We start from the raw sequence: 16,671 nt of genomic DNA, 5'->3' as shown, positions 1-16,671 counted from the left end.
AAACGATGGTTCTCACTGAGAGTAAATGTAACCTCTCACCATGCCGTCAATGAATTTCGATAATCAGGTTGCCATCGTCACCGGTGCAGGCGGAGGCCTCGGCCGCTGTCACGCCCTCGAACTCGCCCGCCGGGGGGCGCGCGTGGTGGTCAACGACCTGGGCAGCGCAGTGGACGGCACCGGTGCATCGATATCGGCCGCGCAGGCAGTGGTTGACGAGATCACGTCGGCGGGCGGCACGGCGATCGCCAGCGGTGACTCGGTCGCTACCGAGGAGGGCGGCGCGGCCATCGTGGCGGCGGCGACGGACACATTCGGACGGGTCGACATTCTCATCAACAACGCGGGAATCCTGCGTGACGCGGCATTCAAGAACATGACCGCCGAACAGGTGGAAGCGGTCATTTCCGTTCACCTGTCCGGGGCGTTCCACGTCACCCGCGCGGTATGGCCGGTCATGCGCGAGCAGAACTATGGACGAATAGTCCAAACGACCTCGGGTACCGGCTTGTTCGGAAACTTCGGGCAGGCCAATTACGGTGCGGCCAAGATGGGGCTCGTCGGCATGATGCACGTGCTCGCCATCGAGGGAGCGCGAAACGGCATCGCGATCAACGCTGTCGCCCCCATCGCACGGACGCGCATGACCGAGACCATTATGGGCGAAGCCGGTAAGGCGATGGACCCTGAGTTGGTGACTCCGGTCGTGGTTTACCTGTCGCACCGCGACTGCGACCGCACCGCCCACATCTATTCGGTCGGGGCGGGCAAGGTCTCACGGGTCTTCATCGGCGTGACCAAAGGGATCGAGAACACCTCGCTCACTGCAGAATCCGTGGCCGAGGCGATCGACGAGATCGATGACGCCGCGACGTTCACGATCCGCGGTGGGCCAGTCAAGGAGTGAGAATCAGCGGCCCAAGAATCGCGGTTCGCGGCGCTCCGCGAACGACCGCAGGCCCTCCTGAAGGTCGGTGGTGCGCGACACCGCCTCCTGTGCCCATGCCTCCTGCTCGAAAGCTCGGTCACGGCCGGACTCCGAGGACACCAAGAGCAGTCGCTTGGTGTGCCCGAGCATCACTGTCGGTCCGGCCGCAAGCCGGGCGGCCAGCTCCCCGGCGACCTCATCGGTAGCGTCCGGTCCGACCACGCGGTTGACCAGCCCCAGCCGCTCACTGCTGGCGGCGTCGACGGGCTCGCCGAGCATCAACAGCTCCGTGGCCTTGCGCAGCCCCACGATCCTCGTCAGCAGATGAATGGCGCCGGAATCGGGAAGCACACCGCGGTGCACGAATGCCGCGACAAGCTTTGCCTCCGTGGACATCACGACGAGATCGCAGGCGAGAACCAGGCTGATTCCTGCGCCAGCCGCGGTGCCCTTCACCGCAGCGACCACGGGCTTATCGCAATCGAGGATCGATGAGACCAAGCGCTGCCAGCCGTTCTGCAGCATCCGAGCGACGTCCCCTGACCGCTTGTCGCCCGCCGGTGGCCGGGGTGCCGATCCAGGCAAGCCGGCCCCGGCGCAGAAGTGCCGCTGCCCCGTCGCGCCCAGTAACACCGCACGCACCGCTGGATTTTCGCCGGCGCGTTGGAACGCGTCGATCAGCGCGTCACGAGCCAACGGTGACAACGAATTTCCCACATTGGGGCGATCGATGGTGATGCGGCAAACACCGTCCGCACCAACGGCCTCCAGGATCCCTGGCTGCTCCTCGCTCAACTCACTCACCCCTGCCGTTAACGGCGTTTCCGCTTTTCGGGTATCTTAATTTCCATACTCGTACCGGGCCACGATATTCGCCAGAACTGAGGAGGCGTGCCATGACCCGCTCCTCTCAATCGGGCCAAATCACCGATGAGGGGCTGTCCAGGTTGCGTGCCACCATCGGCATCGCCGTTCCGCACACCCAGCCACCGCACTACGTCCGCCCCAACGAGGACACTTTCCGCCACGTCGCCGAGGCCTACGGCGACGCCAATCCCATGTGGGCTGATCCGGACTACGCCGCGAAGTCGGTGTGGGGTGAGTCGATCGCGCCGCCGGCACTGGTCGGTGGTGACACGTTGATCGGCGAAGACGAAGTCACCGAGCTCTCCGAGGAGGATCGGGCCCTGACCAAGGGCGACCCGCTGCGCGGGGTGCATGCGTTTTACGCGTCGTCCGCACGAGAGTGGTGGGCTCCGCTGCGCGCCAACCACCGAGTGTTTAGGCGCAATGCGCTGGTCGCCGCGCTCGACAAAAGCAGTGAGTTCGCCGGACGGGCGATTCACGAGTGGTCGGCGCAAGTCTTCCGGGACGACGAGGGCACCATCCTCGGCGGCCAATACCGCAACATGATCCGCACCGAGCGCAGCAAGGCCCGGGGCCGCAAGAAATACGAGTCGATCGAACTCAAGAACTGGACTGCCGAGGAGATCGCCGAGATCGACGAAAGCTACGCGCGCGAATGCCCGCGTGGTGCCGAACCGCGGTGGTGGGAAGACCTCAACGAGGGCGAAGCAATCGGCACATTGACCAAGGGGCCGCTCACCGTCACCGACATGGTTTGCTGGCATGTCGGCATGGGCACAGGCATGTACGGGGTGCGTCCCCTGCGGTTGGCGTGGCGCAACCGGCAACGCATTCCCCGCTTCTACACCCCGAACGACCACGGCGTGCCCGATGCGCAGCAGCGTGTGCACTGGGAACCGGATGCGGCCCGAAATGCCGGCAACCCGACCACTTTCGATTACGGCCGGATGCGTGAGACGTGGTTGATCCATCTGTGTACGGACTGGATGGGGGACGACGCCTGGTTGTGGAAGCTGGACTGTGAGTTCCGGTTGTTCAACTACGTGGGCGATCTGCACACCATCACCGGCACCGTGACTCGAAAGTACCTTGCCGAAGGCGAGCGCCCCGCGGTCGATGTCGAACTCGCGGCGACCAACCACCGCAACGAGGTCACGGCACCGGGACACGCGACCATCCTGTTACCCAGCCGGGACCGCGGCCCGGTCCGGCTGCCCGACCCGCCCGGCGGAGCGGCGAACCTGGCGGATCTGCTCACGGTCGTATCAGCTGAATTCGCAGGACGATGACAGCTGCCGTGACATATGCGAGCGTTCCCGGACTGCGGGCCGAGCGGCAAGGCCCGGTTCTGTGCCTCACCCTGGACCGCGCCGAGCGGCGCAACGCAGTCGATGACACCATGCTGGACGCACTGATCGGACATCTCGCCGCCGCAGGCGTCGATGAGGCGGTGCGCGTCATCCGCATCGACGCCGATGGTCCGGACTTCTGCGCGGGCTCGGATCTCATCGCGAACAACACGAAATCCGAGCGCAAACCGCGAGTGGGCAGTACGCAGCGCCGACTCCCCAACAAGGCCAACCGGCTCATCCCGCTGATGCTGGAGACCCAGGTGCCGATCGTCGCCGTGGTCCGCGGCTGGGCGGCCGGCCTGGGGTTCCACATCGCAGTAGCTTGCGACTTCTGCGTGGCCGCCGATGACGCTCGCTTCTGGGAACCGTTCATGGCCCGCGGCTTCACACCCGACAGTGGCGCCGCCTGGCTGCTGCCCCGCTTGATCGGGATGGTGCGCACCCGACAGCTGCTGATGCTCGGCGAGGAGATCTCCGGCGCCACCGCGGCCGACTGGGGCATCATCCACCACACGTGCGCGCCCTTTCAATTGGACGCTGCCGCAGAGGAACTTGTCACCAAACTCGGTGAGGCGCCCACGGTTGCCCTAGGGCTCACCAAGTGGCTGCTGCACAGCGGCAACGGACTCGACCTGGACCGCCATCTCCAGAACGAGGCCATGGCGCTGGAGTTATCAAGCCGCAGCGACGATTTCAAGGAGGGTCTGGCGGCCTTCCGTGACAAACGCGACGCGAAGTTCCAAGGCCGTTGACGGGCTCATGATGCGTTTGCCGATCACCCCCGACACCTCCGCGATCGACGCCGTCGAGGTGGTGCGGCAGTGGATTGCCGCGGAGGTGCCCGCGGCGTGGCGCTCGGCCGCCGCCGAAGGGCCCGCGGCCCTGCGGGCCGTCCGCACCGCGGCCGACTACCGGGATTGGTATCCGACATTCGCCGAATCGGGACTGGTCGCACCGACCTGGCTTCCGGAGCACGGTGGCCTGGGCGTCGGCAACGACATTGCACGTGCGATTGAGATGGTCCTGGCTCCGCTCCGACTCACCCGGTTGAATCCGTTGGGGCTCAACAACGCCGCGGCGGCATTGTTCAGTCACGGCACCGAGGAACAGCGGCTGCGCTTCCTTCCGCCCATCGTCCGCAACGAAGAGAAGTGGTGTCAGCTTTTCAGCGAACCTGGCGCGGGCTCCGATCTCGCGTCATTGGCGACCCGAGCCGAACGCGACGGCGATCAATGGGTGATCTCCGGACAGAAGGTGTGGACCACGTGGGCCGACGAGGCGGACTTCGCGATCCTACTGGCGCGCACCGATCCGGACCAGCCCAAGCACAAGGGCATCACGTACTTCCTGCTCGACATGCACCAACCGGGCGTCGACGTGCGACCGCTGCGCCAGGTCACCGGCGAAGCGGAGTTCAACGAAGTCTTCCTCGATGGCGCGCGGGTGCCCGACGAGCATCGGGTCGGGGAGATCAATGACGGCTGGCGGGTCAGCGCGTCGACCCTGTCCAGTGAACGGCAGATGGTTTCCGGATCGGGATCGGGCGGTATGGGGCGCCTCGGTGGTTCTGGCGCTGAGCGCCTGATCTCCCTGGCCCGAGAAACCGGGCGCTGGGCCGACCCCGTCGTGCGAAACAAGGTTATGCGCCTGTGGGCGCAGGAGCAGATCCGCGGTTGGACCAATGCCCGAGTGCGCGAGGCGCTTTCAGCGGGCCAGTCGCCCGGTGCGGCGTCCTCGATCGGCAAGGTCCATCAGGCCACGCTCAACCAACAGATCCAAAATTTGATGGCCGATTTGCTGGGTACCGCTGCGGTGGCCTGGCCTGCCACCGGCGATCCCGACGCGTTGCCCCGAGAGGTGCAGGGCATGCTGCGCAGCCTGGCCAACGCCACCGAGGGCGGCACGAGCGACATCAACAAAAACATCCTCGGCGAGCGCGTGCTCGGTCTGGCCAAGGAGCCGGATCCGTGGAAGGGTAAGCCCTGGAAGGAAATTCCACGCTCGTGACCGGCTACGAGCGGTTGATCGTCGAGAAGTCCGACGGCGTCGGCTGGCTGATCCTGAACCGGCCGGATGCCGGCAACGCGTTCGACGCGCTGATGCTCGACGAACTCGAGGCCGCGTGGGCCGAGTTGGATGCCGACCGCGACGTGTATGTGATCGTCAATGCCGCCAACGGCAAGGCGTTCTGCACCGGTATGGACGTCGTGCAGGTGGCTCGCGACAAGGAGGCCATGCGGCGACACTCGCGCCGGACCAGGGACGCCGAGCTGAAGATTTCGTCGTGGCATTGCGGGGTATGGAAGCCGGTGATCGCGGCGGTCAATGGGGTGTGTGCGGGCGGGGGTCTGCACTTGGTTGCCGACGCCGACATCGTCATCGCCGCCGAGGAGGCTTCGTTCGTCGACCCGCATGTCTCGGTCGGGCAAGCAGTTGCATACGAAGCAATCACACTGCTACGTAAATCGCCGATGGAGGCGATCACCCGAATGGCGTTGAGCGGTACGGGCGAGCGCATCTTGGCCCAACGGGCATACGAATTGGGCATCGTCTCGGATGTCGTGCCAGCCGATCAGCTTCGGGCGACCGCCGGCCGGCTGGCCGCCGCTGTCGCAACGAACTCCCCCACCGCGATGCGCGCCACCAAGAAGGCATTGTGGCATTCCCTCGAAGTGGGCCTGTCCGCAGCCAAACACGCTGCCAGCGAGGAGATTTGGCGGCTTCGCAGTCACCCCGACCACGCCGAGGGCGCACGCGCCTGGCGTGACAAGCGATCCGCGCGCTGGCGGCCGCTGGACCCCGCGGAGGTTTCATGAGCTATCGAAGGTTGATCGTCGAGCGGCGCGGCCCGGTGGGCTGGATCATCAACAACCGGCCCGACCGACTCAATGCGTACGACGCGACGATGCGTGAGGAATTCCCCAAGGCGTGGGCCGAATTGGACGCGGATCCCGCTGTCCGCGTCATCGTGCACACCGGCAACGGCCGGGCGTTTCAGGTTGGCGCCGACGTCGAGGACCTCGACGGCGAGGCGGTGCAGCAGTTCCAGGAGTCGATGCGCACGCTCGACCTGAAGTTGACGGGCTGGCATTGCAACGTGGGAAAGCCCGTCATCACGGCCGTCAACGGGGTGTGCGCGGGTGGCGGACTGCATTGGGTCGCCGACGCCGACATCGTCATCGCGTCGTCCGATGCGACCTTCGTCGACCCGCACGTCTCCATCGGCCAGGTCAGCGCGCTGGAGACAATCGCCCTGATGCGAAAGATGCCCGCCGAGGCGGTGTTGAGGATGGCGCTCGTCGGCAGCCACGAACGCCTGACGGCCCAACGCGCGTACCAGCTCGGCATGATCAGCCAGATCGTCGACCCTCCCGACAAGCTCCGCGACGTCGCGCAGGAACTCGCCGAGAAGATCGCGTTGAACTCGCCCGCCGCGATGCGGGCGACCAAGCGCGCGTTGTGGGGCGCGCTCGAATACGGCTTGACGGATGCGTGCCGAGCGGGCGCCAAGCACTTGACGTCGATGTGGGGCCATCCCGACCAGAACGAGGGGCCACGGGCGTTCGCAGACAAGCGCACACCGGATTGGCAACCACTGGAAGCGGACTCGTGAGTCTCGCCGAACTGCTGGCCGACCTGCCCGACACGGCCGTGCACACGTTGACCGCCGATGTCTCGCGCGACGATATGGTGGCGAGCGCAGATCGCCTGGCCGCGATACTCACCGAAGCCGGCTTGGTGTCCGGACAAGTCGTCGCGGCGATGCTGCCCAACGATGCCGGCACGGTGGCCGCGTTGTTCGGGACCTGGCGTGCCGGTGGGGTTTACACGCCGCTCAACCCACGGGCCGCCGATAAGGAGTTGGCATCCCAGCTCGCAACATTGCGGCCGGTCGCCGTCATCACCACACCTGAGCTGGCCCTTCGCTTCTCGGATTACAAGTTGCCCGTCGTGGCCGCCTCGCGCTTGGCCTGGTCGCTTTCGCCATCGTCGGAACGGCCGCCCGATCCGCGGCACTACGACCGGGATGTGGCACTGCTGCAATTCACGTCGGGAACCACCGGCCCGCCGAAGCCGGTGCCACTTCGTCATGCAACCGTCCTGGATCTGATCGACCGCCTGTTGGCCAAGCTCCGCGGCGCGAAACCGGCGGCGGCCAGAGCGAACCGGGCACCAATGCCGAACCTCGTTCCGCTCTCGCTGTCGTTATGGGCCGGCATCTACCAGGTGCTGTTCGCCTTTCGGGCGGGCTCGGGGGTGGTGCTCATGGACAAGTTCTCACCTGCCGAGTTCGCCGCACTGGTCAAGCGGCACCGGTTGCGCTCCACGGTTTTGCCCCCGGCGGCGTTGACGATGGTCCTGCACGACGAGTCGGTCACCGACCTGTCGCCGCTGAAGATCGTACGATCGATCACCGCTCCCCTGTCCCCCGTGCAAGCCGGCAGGTTCCGCGACAAGTTCGGCGTCATCGTGCTCAACTCCTACGGCCAAACCGAACTCGGCGGCGAAGTCGTCGGATGGTCGGCCGCCGACGCGCGGGAATGGGGCGAGACCAAGCTCGGCTCGGTCGGACGCCCGCTGCCCGGCATTGATGTCACGATCGCCGACGACGAGGTGATGGTGCGCACGCCGACGACGGCGGCTCGCAAGATCGATCCGGCGTTTCTTGACAGGCTCACTGACGACGGCTGGTTCCACACCGGCGACCTCGGGTGGTTCGACGAGGACGGATTCCTATGGCTGGACGGCCGGGTGTCGGACATGATCAACCGCGGTGGGCTGAAGGTCTTTCCCGGCACCGTGGAGGACGTGCTGCTGGCCGCCGAGGGAGTACGCGAAGCGGCCGTGGTGGGCATTCCCGATGAGCGCCTCGGCGAGGTGCCCTGGGCGTTCGTCGCTTGTCACGCCCACGATCTGTCCGAAGACGACCTGATCGCCTGGTGCCGGGAGCACCTGACGCCCTACCGCGTACCCGTGCGTGTCGTGTTCGTCGAGCGGTTGCCACGCAACGATGTCGGCAAGGTCGTCAGACGCGACCTCGCCGCTTTGGCCGACGCGTGACCGCGGTCGTCCTTGGTCCCGCCGAGGCCCTCTCGAGGGCGTTGGCCGACGAGGTTGGCGACGTGATTGTCGTCGACGCGAACGCGGCTGCTGACGAGACGATGTGGCAAACCCTTGTCGCGCTCCAAGCGGCGTACACGTCCATGGTGGCCGATGACAGGCGAATCGTCGTGATACTGCCGACCATCGGAATCTCGGGTGCAGCGGGGCTGGTGAATTACACCGCCGCGATCGAGGGCATTCGGTCGATGGCGAAATCGGCGGCGCGGCAATGGGGATCGGAGGGTATCGCGGTCAACATCATTGCCGCGCCAGTGAGCCTCTTCCGGTCGGACATCGACGCGTCTCACCTGACTTCTGCCGCGGTGTCCAATGACGGCATGCTGATTCACTCCGTCGTGGAGACGGCTAAGTTTCTTCTGCGCCATGACATCGACCACCTCACCGGGCAGACAGTCATCGTCGACGGCGGATCAGTGATGTTGCCGTGAAGCTCGAAGGACTCACCGTGCTGGTGACCGGGTCTGGCGGCGGTGTCGGGCGTGGCATAGCGATGGCCCTGGCCGCTGCGGGGGCGCACACGATCGTCGCCACCCGTTCCGACACTGGACAGTCGGTCGCCGACGAAATCACCTCGCGCGGGCATCGCGCGACATGGGCCCGTTGCGACGTCACCGATCGGGCCGCGGTCGCCGACGCGGTTTCCCTCGCGGTCGGGCTCACCGGCGGGCTCGACGCCATTGTGCACAACGCCACGAGCAATTCCTCGAGCAAGCCGCACCAACTGGCGGATGTGGATCGCGCGCTCTGGGAGGATCACTTCTCCGTCTCCCTCGGCGGTGCCCAACACTGTGCCGCCGCCGCGTTTTGGGCGCTCAAGCAACGCGGCGGCACGTTCGTGGTCATGACGTCGCCGGCTGGGATGGAGGGCAGCGCGACACTGCCCTTGTACGCGACGATGAAGGGCGCGCTGCGCGGCTTCGCCAAGAGCTTGGCCCGCGAATGGGCTCCGCACGGCATCACGGTGAACGTGGTGTCACCGCTTGCGTATTCGCCTGCCATGACCGCCGCGATCGAGGCGGAACCCGCGATGGAGGAGAGGTTGGCTCGCAGGATTCCCCTGGGACGCATCGGCGACCCAGAGCAAGACATCGGGTCGGCCGTCGCATTTCTGATCGGTCCCGATGCGCGCTACATCACCGGGCAGACCCTGGGTGTAGACGGTGGTCATTTTATGAATCTCTAGGGCCGATGGGGCCGGATATTGCAGTTTGCTATATTGAGAATCAACATTCTCACACATGTTGGAGGCGCTGGTGACTGATGGAAAAGCGTTCGAGGTCTGGGATGCCGACAACCACATGTACGAGACCATCGATGCCTACACCCGCTACCTGCCGGAGAAATACTCCGAGGCGCTGAAGTTCGTCGACGTGAACGGGCGCAAGAAGCTGCAGATCCTCGGCGTCATCACCGAGACCATACCCAACCCGACTTATGAAGTTATTCCGACGCCGGGCGCTTGGGCCGACTACTTCCGGGGCGTAAATCCGGAAGGCAAGACGCTGCGCGAACTTGCCGAGCCAATCCGGTGCCCCGACGAATTTCGGCGTCCCGACCTGCGCCTGGCATTGATGGAACGCCAAGGCGTCGACGGCGCCGTGATGTTTCCGACGACGGCCGGCATGCTCGAGGAACGGACCAAATCCGACACCGAACTCACCCACGCCGTCACGCATGCGTTCAACCGGTGGCTACTCGAAGACTGGACGTTCAACTATCGGAACCGGATCTTCCCCGTCCCCGCGATCTCGCTCAACGACCCCGCGTTGGGCGTCCAGGAACTTGACTGGTGCCTGGAAAACGGAGCCAGGACGGTGCTGATTAGGCCGGCACCGGTCCCGCGCGAGGACGGCACCTCCCGTTCTGCAGCGCTGCCCGAATTCGACGAGTTCTGGCGGCTGGTCGAGTCGTCGGGCATCTCGGTCCAAATGCACAATTCGGACTCCGGATATGAGCGCTACGTCGACGATTGGGAGGACGCAACCGAGTTCAACGGTTTCGCGCTAAGCAAGCTGCGGGGTTTCATTTACGAGGAGAGCCGAAACATCTTCGATACCCTCGCAGCCTTCATCGCGCACGGGGTGTTCGAACGTTTTCCCGGGGTGCGCGTCGGCGTGGTCGAGAACGGCGGCTCGTGGGCGCACCGCCTGTTGGACGTGTTCGACCGCGTCTACCGAAAGAGGCCGTATGACTTCAGCGAGCATCCTTGTGATGTCTTCCGCAGGCACGTGTGGGTCAACCCGTTTCACGAGGAGGACATGTCGCACCTCATCGACATTCTCGGCACGGACCGCGTAATGTTCGGATCGGACTACCCGCACCCGGAGGGGCTCGCCGAACCGGCGAAATTCGTAGGCGAACTCGCAAACCTTCCAGCCGACATCACCGCGCGCGTCATGGGGGGAAATCTCAAGGAGCTCATCGGGATCTAGGTTGCCAGCTGTCCGAGATCGGCGAAGCGCTTCAAGTAGGGCCACGCAATCTCGGTTGGCATGCCGCCGCACAGTGGTGAGAGGTTCATGACTTCCCCGCTGGCGACACGCTCGGCCGCCTCCTCCACCGACAGAATCACGTGCGTCGTGGCCTGACGCCGCAGCTCGTCGACGGTCTTCGCGTGCGTGATGTTGGCCGACACGGCGTTGTCGGGATTCCACTCGCCGTATGCCATCGCATCGTGCAGCAGGTACTTGCCGATCTCGTCCCACGCCGCGTCGACATCCTCTGCCACGAAGCAATTGGTGGCCGCGTCGCGCTCGGGAATCAGCACGAAACCCGGTTGGTGACCATTCTGCCGACACGCCTGTTCATAGGCCTCCCGCATGCCCGGGACCCCGCCGTTGGCCAGCAGACCAAGGCCGTTTCGGCCAGCGCGCCGCGCGGCGGCCAGGCTCGCCCCACCCCACATCAACATCGGCCCACCCGCAGTGTGCGGCAGTGGCGTCACCTTCATCCGCCGGCCCCCATGAACGACCTCCTCGCCGGTGAGCAACCGGCGCAGAATGCCGAGCTTCTCCTCAGCCAGTCGTCCACGCTCGGACAACGAGAGCCCGAAGTGGTCGAATTCCTCTCGGCGATAGCCAATCCCGAACACATAACTGGCCCGGCCAGCGCTGATGTGGTCCAGCACCGATATGTCCTCGGCCAGCCGGGCCACATCGTAGAACGGAAGAATGACGACCAAGTTCAGCATCAGCCGCTTGGTCCGCGCCGCGATCGCCGAGCCGAGCAGCAGCGGCGACGGCAAGTAACCGTCGGCGGCGCAATGGTGTTCGCACAACACGACGGCCACGCATCCGCGGGACTCGGCCCATGCGGCCATGTCGGCGGCCGCTGCGTAGAGTTCGCTCGCGGGCGCACCGATCTGCGGTGCTCTCATATCGAACCGAAGCGTGAACATTCCCACCGGCAGTTCCAAACCCTCTACGTTTCGCCGAACCGGCTGCGAAGTTCATTCTTCAACACCTTGCCGGTGAGATTTCGCGGAAGCGCCTCCACGACCTCGAGCCGCTCCGGTGATTTGTGTCGGCTCAGATTTTGCGTCGCGCAGTGTTCCGCGAGCTCGGCAAGCGTGACATCTCGTCCGGGTGCAGCGACAACGACTGCGCAAACACGTTCACCCGTACGAAGATCCGGCACGCCGATGACCGCGACGTCGGCGACGGCGGGGTGGGTGGCCAGAACACCCTCGATCTCCAGCGCCGAGATTGTTTCCGCATTGCGGATGATCGCGTCCTTGATCCGTCCGGTGATGACGACGTTTCCTTCGGCATCGATACGACCTCGGTCGCCGCTGCGAAACCAGCCGTCGGCGTCGAACGCATCGCCGTTGAGCGTCTCGTCAACGTAGCCAAGGAAGCACTGCGGCCCCTTGAGCCGGAGCTCGCCGACTTCGCCAGGACCGACCTCCCGTTCGGACTCGTCGACGACACGGATGCCTACCCCCGGCACCGGGCGGCCCACGGTGTGGTCAAGCACGTCCGGCTCTCCGTCCGGCGGTGGTGAGGTCACGACCGGAAACTCGGTGAGCCCCCACGCATTGGCCACTCCGGCGACCGAAAACGTCTCGCGCACTTGTCGTCCCAGCTCGGCGGTGATCGGCGCTCCACCGCCGACACAGCCCCGCAGATCGGGGAACAGCGGATCGGTGCCGTGCTCCCGCTGTGCTGCCATGTAGGCGACGAAGAAGGGGGTAGCCGACCCGAGCATCGTCGGCCGATGCGCCGCGACCGCCTTTGGGGTGAGCACGGGATCGAAGGTGTCGAACAACACCAGCCGCATCCCGGTGAACAGGCTCGCCGCCAACATCGCGGCACCGCCTATATGCGAAACCGGAAACGTAATCGGATTGACGTCGGTGTTCGACGCGCCAAACATTCCCACTACTCCGGCCGACCCGGCGATAACCGAGCGATCGCAATGCCGCACGCCCTTTGGCGCCGCAGTGGTGCCCGAGGAGTAGTAAACCCAGCGTGGATCTTCGCCGGACCTCGGCGGCGCGGGGAGACGGATCGGATCGCCGACCGGCAGGCGAAGCCCTTCCGTTATCGGCGCGTCATGATCTATGACGACCACCGACATCGGCCGCTCCTTTGCCAGCTTCGACGCAAGTGCGGTGTGGTCGAAACCCCGCCAATGGCCCGGGACGATGAACACTTCGGTCGCGAGTTGTTCAGTGACGAAACGGACTTCGCTCTCGCGCCAGATGGGCAGGATCGGGTTCTGCACGGCGCCGAGTCGGGTCAGTGCCGCCATGACAACCATCGTCTCCAGAGTGGTGGGCAGCTGCCAGGAAACTACCGAACCGACACCAACCCCGCGTTCTGCCAATGCCGCTGCGACGCTTGCCGCCGAATCCCGCAGCTGCGAATTCGTCAGACTGCGGCCGAAGTCGTCGACGAGGACGACGCGGTCGGGATTTGTCTCGGCCGCCGCTTCGACCAGGCTCCAGTAGGTTTCGGACATCACTTGCTCGGCAACAACAGCCGACGTTTGGCGAGGATGTTACGCATCATCTCCGAGCTTCCGCCGGAGATCGTATAGGCACGTGACCATAGCCAGCATTCTCGGAGACGCTGTTTGGCCTGCTCGACACTCGGATCGGCCGCTACGGTGCATACCATCGCGGCGAGTTCGGTGCCATAGGCCGAAACCCGGTGGTAGGTCTCGGAGAAGCTGAGTTTGGCTATCGAGCCGTCACCCGGTTGATCCGCGCCGATGATCAGACGTTCGACGTGATCGTCGATGAAGGCCTTCGCCACTTCGGCTTCGACGGCCAACTCGCCCACTGTCTGCCGGATGTCATCGCGTTCAAGCGCCGGGATGCCGTCGAGGGTGGCGTTGCGCGCCACCATCACCAGATCGTCGATCAGCAGCTCGAGCAGGATGACGTTTCCGCCGATGCCGAACCGTTCGAAGTCCAAGCCCGCCATGATGATCGGCCATCCCTGGCCGGGCTCGCCGATCAGGCTTCCCGCCGGCAGCGTTACGCCATCGAGAAAAACCTCGTTCACCTCGATCGCCTCGTTGATCGTCCGGATCGGACGAACCTCGACGCCTGGCGTCGACATGGGCACCGCGAACACCGAAAGGCCTTGGTGGCGCAGTGAAGCCGGGTCGGTGCGGATGAGCGCGAGCCCCATGTCGGCCCAGTGGCCGTCGGTGATCCAGGTTTTCTGACCGTCGAGCACCCATGTTCCGTCCGGTTGCCCGACAGCCCTGCTGCGGACGGCGGCGATATCGCTGCCGGCATCGGGTTCGCTGAGCAACTGACACCACACGTGCTCGCTGCGCCGGATCGGCGGCAGCAGTGCGGCCTTCTGCTCGTCCGACCCGAAGTGCAGGAGCACGTGGGCCGCAAGGTTGACCTGGTCGACGGGGCGCGGGGCACGGGCACGCAGGAGCTCTTCGCTGAGAATGCGGTCGTGCAGGGGGTGGTGATCCGCACGTCCGCCGTGCTCGACCGGCCAGTCCGCCCCGACGAAACTCGCATCGAACAACGTCGCGAACCACCTGCGCAACTGCGCTTCCTGCTCGGCGTTTTCCGGCGCCCGACGTCCCTCTCTGGCGTCGAATGGAGGTGCGTGCTCGGCGATGTGCGCCCTGACCCGATGCCTGAACTCGGTCAGCTCCGCTTCGCTGGGACGGGCGGGTGCGACGCTCACCAGCCCGACCTTTGCGCAAAAAGCGCACGGCTGGAGCGAGCCGTGCCGAGCAGATAGCCGTTGGTGAATACCCGACGCAGCTCGCGATGCAACGGGTACTCCCAGGTGAATCCGATGCCACCCGACAGTTGCATACACTCGTCCACGGCAGCGGTTGCCTTGGCGGCGACGAACGCGTGCGCCGCGGCGGATAATGTGATTGCGACGTCCAAGTTTTCGTCGGCCTCGAGGGCGCGGCACGCCTTCATGACGATCGCGCGTGCCTTCGCCTCGAACACCAACAGATCCACCAGTCGGTGTTGCACCACTTGAAAACTCGCGATCGGCGCACCGAACGCGATGCGCTCCTTCAGGTAGCCGACCAACCGCTCGAACGTGCTCGAAAAGGCTCCCAGCGAATCCGCGCCGAGCAGGACCCTGGCCACCGCCAGCAGCTGAGCCGCCCGTTGCGGGCCGCCGATCAACACGCTGTCCGCCCCACCGGCCTCGACGCGCCATGCTGCGCGGTCGAGATCCAGCAGCTCGTCATCACGGCTTCGCGGGATTGTTTCCGCTAACTCGAACAGATGGATTCCGTTGTGCCCCAGTGTGACCAGGATGTCAATCGCATCTCCGCGCGCAACCCGAACCGTGTCGGCAGACTGCGCGCAGCCCGCCGTCGCGGTTCCGTCGAGCATCGCGGGCAACCATCGGTCGCGCACCTCGCCGGGTGCCGAAGCCAACGCGGCAGCAGATAGCACGGACCCAAACCAGGTTGACGAGTTGTGCGCGCGGCCGAGTTCCTCGGCGATGACCGTCGTCTCCACAGGACGCCAACCGCTGCCGCCGAGATTCTCCTCGACGAGCAGCCCCGTCCAGTCCATGGCCGCGAGTTCTTTGACCGAGTCTTGGGCGCGGCGCCCGGTCAGGAAATCGCGCGCCCCTGCGCGCAGCAGATCGAGATCGATGTCATCATCTGCCATAGAGCGTCTAGCTCCGCCCAATGAGATGCTCAGCGTTGTCACGCATTATCCGTTTCTTGGTGGCATCGTCGAGCGGGTCGAGCAACTTGACGAAGTCAGCAGGCTCGGCCAGTCCTTCCGCATGCGGGTAATCGGAGCCCATCACCAGACAGTCGTCGTAGCCCAAGCTGGCGACGATCGCGGGCGTATCGTCCTCGGGATACGGCACCACCCGGACGTGCTGGCGGAAGATGGCAGACGGCTTTTCCGTCAGTTTCCCGCCGATCCATGGACCATTTCGGCCCATGCCGCGGCTCTTGTCCATGTGTTTGGTGAAGAAGGGCACCCACTCTGCACCGTGTTCGGCGACAAGCACGTTCAAGCCGGGAAAGCGGCCGAACAGGTTGTCGAAGATCAGCGCTGAGAGGGTGTCCTCGATCGGGCGTTGGCCGTAGACGTTCATCCACTGCCAGGCCGACATGTGCCACGAGGCAGGATCTGCGCAGTGCCCCCAGGCAGGCGAGATCGCATCGAAGTACCAGAAGGGCATGATGTGGAACACGAGGACGCAGCCGGCTTCCTGAAGCCGGGCGTAAATCGGATCAAAGTGGGGATCGCCGGGAGATCTGCCGTATGCCGGTCCCGTCGGCAACATGACAAACTTCGCGCCCTGCGCGATCAAGGCGTCGGTTTCGCGGATGGCCGAGTCGAGGTCGCGAAGTGAAAGCAGCCCGGTCGCGTATATGCGGTCCTGGTAGTTGAACCCCCATTCCTCGTCGAACCATCGATTGAAGGACCGGAGATTTGCGTATAGCGCCGCGGTGTCGTCGACGTAGTGCTCGGCAGCCAGGGCCATGCCGCTCGGGTAGATGACCATCCGCTCGACGTTCTGCTTCCCCATCACCGCGAGCCGTGCTGACCGCTCGATGTACTCGGGCTGCATGGGTTGGGGCTCGTAGGACTCCTCTGGGTTGCCTGATCCCATCTGCCTGAGCATCTCTTTCAGCGATCCGGGGCGGTATGCGACGTCCAGCCCCAGCCCCCCTTCGCTGTTGAAGGTTGCGACACGATGGCCGGCGAGGATTACCTCGACCCCGTCGGCTCCCCGAACGGTGGTGATCGCGCGATTCTGGAACTCCTTGGGCAGGTATCGAGTAAACGCGTCACGCGTCTCGTAGCAATGCGTGTCGCAGTCGATGATCCCGTAGTCGAGTTTCGTCGTCACCGCGCGGCTCCTTCATGCGAGAATGGTGATTCTCCTATTTCAGAAAAGATACTATCCTTTCCCGGCAATGCCT

At 65.0% G+C, this 16,671-nt stretch carries 16 protein-coding genes; 10 read left to right on the top strand and 6 right to left on the bottom strand.

The annotated features are described in order from the left end of the window. Nucleotides 1-40 precede the first annotated feature (40 nt). Nucleotides 41-907 carry an SDR family NAD(P)-dependent oxidoreductase gene (locus A5773_RS10330; protein ID WP_066958511.1) on the top strand — a complete coding sequence of 289 codons (867 nt, stop codon included), beginning with the start codon at nt 41-43 and terminating at the stop codon, nt 905-907. Between the two features lie 3 nt (nt 908-910). Here the strand turns inward: A5773_RS10330 and A5773_RS10325 are convergent, their stop codons facing one another. Next, nucleotides 911-1,732 carry an enoyl-CoA hydratase/isomerase family protein gene (locus A5773_RS10325; protein WP_066958513.1) on the bottom strand — a complete coding sequence of 274 codons (822 nt, stop codon included), beginning with the start codon at nt 1,730-1,732 and terminating at the stop codon, nt 911-913. Between the two features lie 92 nt (nt 1,733-1,824). On the opposite strand from A5773_RS10325, the gene A5773_RS10320 reads away from it, so the two are divergent. The 9 genes from A5773_RS10320 (at nt 1,825) to A5773_RS10280 (ending at nt 10,703) form a co-directional block, all read left to right on the top strand. Beyond that, complete coding sequence (locus tag A5773_RS10320) at nt 1,825-3,084, top strand: hypothetical protein (protein WP_066958515.1); 1,260 nt, start codon at nt 1,825-1,827, stop codon at nt 3,082-3,084. Nucleotides 3,085-3,092: 8 nt separating this feature from the next. Continuing rightward, on the top strand, nt 3,093-3,899 hold the full coding sequence (locus A5773_RS10315) for an enoyl-CoA hydratase/isomerase family protein (protein ID WP_066958516.1): 807 nt from the start codon (nt 3,093-3,095) through the stop codon (nt 3,897-3,899). Between the two features lie 7 nt (nt 3,900-3,906). Continuing rightward, nucleotides 3,907-5,154 (top strand): acyl-CoA dehydrogenase family protein, encoded by a 1,248-nt coding sequence (locus A5773_RS10310; protein WP_066958518.1) that lies wholly within the window; start codon nt 3,907-3,909, stop codon nt 5,152-5,154. Then, a complete protein-coding gene (locus A5773_RS10305) occupies nt 5,151-5,963 on the top strand; it encodes an enoyl-CoA hydratase/isomerase family protein (RefSeq protein ID WP_066958520.1) in 813 nt (270 codons plus the stop codon). The genes A5773_RS10310 and A5773_RS10305 overlap by 4 nt, the downstream gene beginning before the upstream one ends. Further along, nucleotides 5,960-6,760, top strand: coding sequence for an enoyl-CoA hydratase/isomerase family protein (locus tag A5773_RS10300; protein ID WP_066958521.1), 801 nt, complete (start codon nt 5,960-5,962; stop codon nt 6,758-6,760). Before A5773_RS10305 ends, A5773_RS10300 begins: the two co-directional genes overlap by 4 nt. After that, nucleotides 6,757-8,208, top strand: coding sequence for a class I adenylate-forming enzyme family protein (locus tag A5773_RS10295; protein WP_066958523.1), 1,452 nt, complete (start codon nt 6,757-6,759; stop codon nt 8,206-8,208). The genes A5773_RS10300 and A5773_RS10295 overlap by 4 nt, the downstream gene beginning before the upstream one ends. Before the next feature lie 62 nt (nt 8,209-8,270). Then, the gene (locus A5773_RS10290) at nt 8,271-8,699 is read left to right on the top strand and encodes an SDR family oxidoreductase (RefSeq protein ID WP_231989108.1); all 429 of its coding nucleotides are present in this window, start codon (nt 8,271-8,273) and stop codon (nt 8,697-8,699) included. Then, a complete protein-coding gene (locus A5773_RS10285; RefSeq protein ID WP_066958528.1) occupies nt 8,696-9,454 on the top strand; it encodes an SDR family NAD(P)-dependent oxidoreductase in 759 nt (252 codons plus the stop codon). The genes A5773_RS10290 and A5773_RS10285 overlap by 4 nt, the downstream gene beginning before the upstream one ends. Nucleotides 9,455-9,509: 55 nt before the next feature. Beyond that, complete coding sequence (locus A5773_RS10280; protein ID WP_082948168.1) at nt 9,510-10,703, top strand: amidohydrolase family protein; 1,194 nt, start codon at nt 9,510-9,512, stop codon at nt 10,701-10,703. Here A5773_RS10280 and A5773_RS10275 read toward each other — a convergent pair. From A5773_RS10275 to A5773_RS10255, 5 genes are read right to left on the bottom strand one after another with little or no spacing between them, the layout of a single operon-like run. Next, nucleotides 10,700-11,668: an LLM class flavin-dependent oxidoreductase gene (locus tag A5773_RS10275; protein WP_066958690.1), complete on the bottom strand. Its 969-nt coding sequence runs from the start codon at nt 11,666-11,668 to the stop codon at nt 10,700-10,702. The genes A5773_RS10280 and A5773_RS10275 overlap by 4 nt on opposite strands. Nucleotides 11,669-11,691: 23 nt before the next feature. Beyond that, the gene (locus tag A5773_RS10270; RefSeq protein ID WP_066958530.1) at nt 11,692-13,233 is read right to left on the bottom strand and encodes a class I adenylate-forming enzyme family protein; all 1,542 of its coding nucleotides are present in this window, start codon (nt 13,231-13,233) and stop codon (nt 11,692-11,694) included. After that, nucleotides 13,233-14,432, bottom strand: a complete 1,200-nt coding sequence (locus A5773_RS10265) for an acyl-CoA dehydrogenase family protein (RefSeq protein WP_066958533.1) — start codon at nt 14,430-14,432, stop codon at nt 13,233-13,235. The genes A5773_RS10270 and A5773_RS10265 overlap by 1 nt, the downstream gene beginning before the upstream one ends. Further along, nucleotides 14,429-15,394, bottom strand: coding sequence for an acyl-CoA dehydrogenase family protein (locus A5773_RS10260; protein WP_067790781.1), 966 nt, complete (start codon nt 15,392-15,394; stop codon nt 14,429-14,431). Before A5773_RS10260 ends, A5773_RS10265 begins: the two co-directional genes overlap by 4 nt. Before the next feature lie 7 nt (nt 15,395-15,401). Beyond that, complete coding sequence (locus tag A5773_RS10255; RefSeq protein WP_066958537.1) at nt 15,402-16,598, bottom strand: amidohydrolase family protein; 1,197 nt, start codon at nt 16,596-16,598, stop codon at nt 15,402-15,404. Between the last annotated feature and the right edge of the window lie 73 nt (nt 16,599-16,671).

Origin of the sequence: Mycobacterium sp. 852014-52450_SCH5900713, assembly GCF_001667075.1 — a bacterium.
GTDB lineage: Bacteria > Actinomycetota > Actinomycetes > Mycobacteriales > Mycobacteriaceae > Mycobacterium.
Note: the sequence above shows the minus strand (reverse complement) of the source record. Positions and strands in the feature narration are given on the sequence as shown.

Excerpts from the sequence above, each read along its gene's own strand:
- A5773_RS10330 (WP_066958511.1), top strand. The coding sequence starts at position 41 with ATGCCGTCAATGAATTTCGATAATCAGGTTGCCATCGTCACCGGTGCA.
- A5773_RS10320 (WP_066958515.1), top strand. The coding sequence starts at position 1,825 with ATGACCCGCTCCTCTCAATCGGGCCAAATCACCGATGAGGGGCTGTCC.
- A5773_RS10310 (WP_066958518.1), top strand. The coding sequence starts at position 3,907 with ATGATGCGTTTGCCGATCACCCCCGACACCTCCGCGATCGACGCCGTC.
- A5773_RS10300 (WP_066958521.1), top strand. The coding sequence starts at position 5,960 with ATGAGCTATCGAAGGTTGATCGTCGAGCGGCGCGGCCCGGTGGGCTGG.
- A5773_RS10280 (WP_082948168.1), top strand. The coding sequence starts at position 9,510 with ATGTTGGAGGCGCTGGTGACTGATGGAAAAGCGTTCGAGGTCTGGGAT.
- A5773_RS10275 (WP_066958690.1), bottom strand. The coding sequence starts at position 11,668 with ATGTTCACGCTTCGGTTCGATATGAGAGCACCGCAGATCGGTGCGCCC.
- A5773_RS10270 (WP_066958530.1), bottom strand. The coding sequence starts at position 13,233 with ATGTCCGAAACCTACTGGAGCCTGGTCGAAGCGGCGGCCGAGACAAAT.
- A5773_RS10260 (WP_067790781.1), bottom strand. The coding sequence starts at position 15,394 with ATGGCAGATGATGACATCGATCTCGATCTGCTGCGCGCAGGGGCGCGC.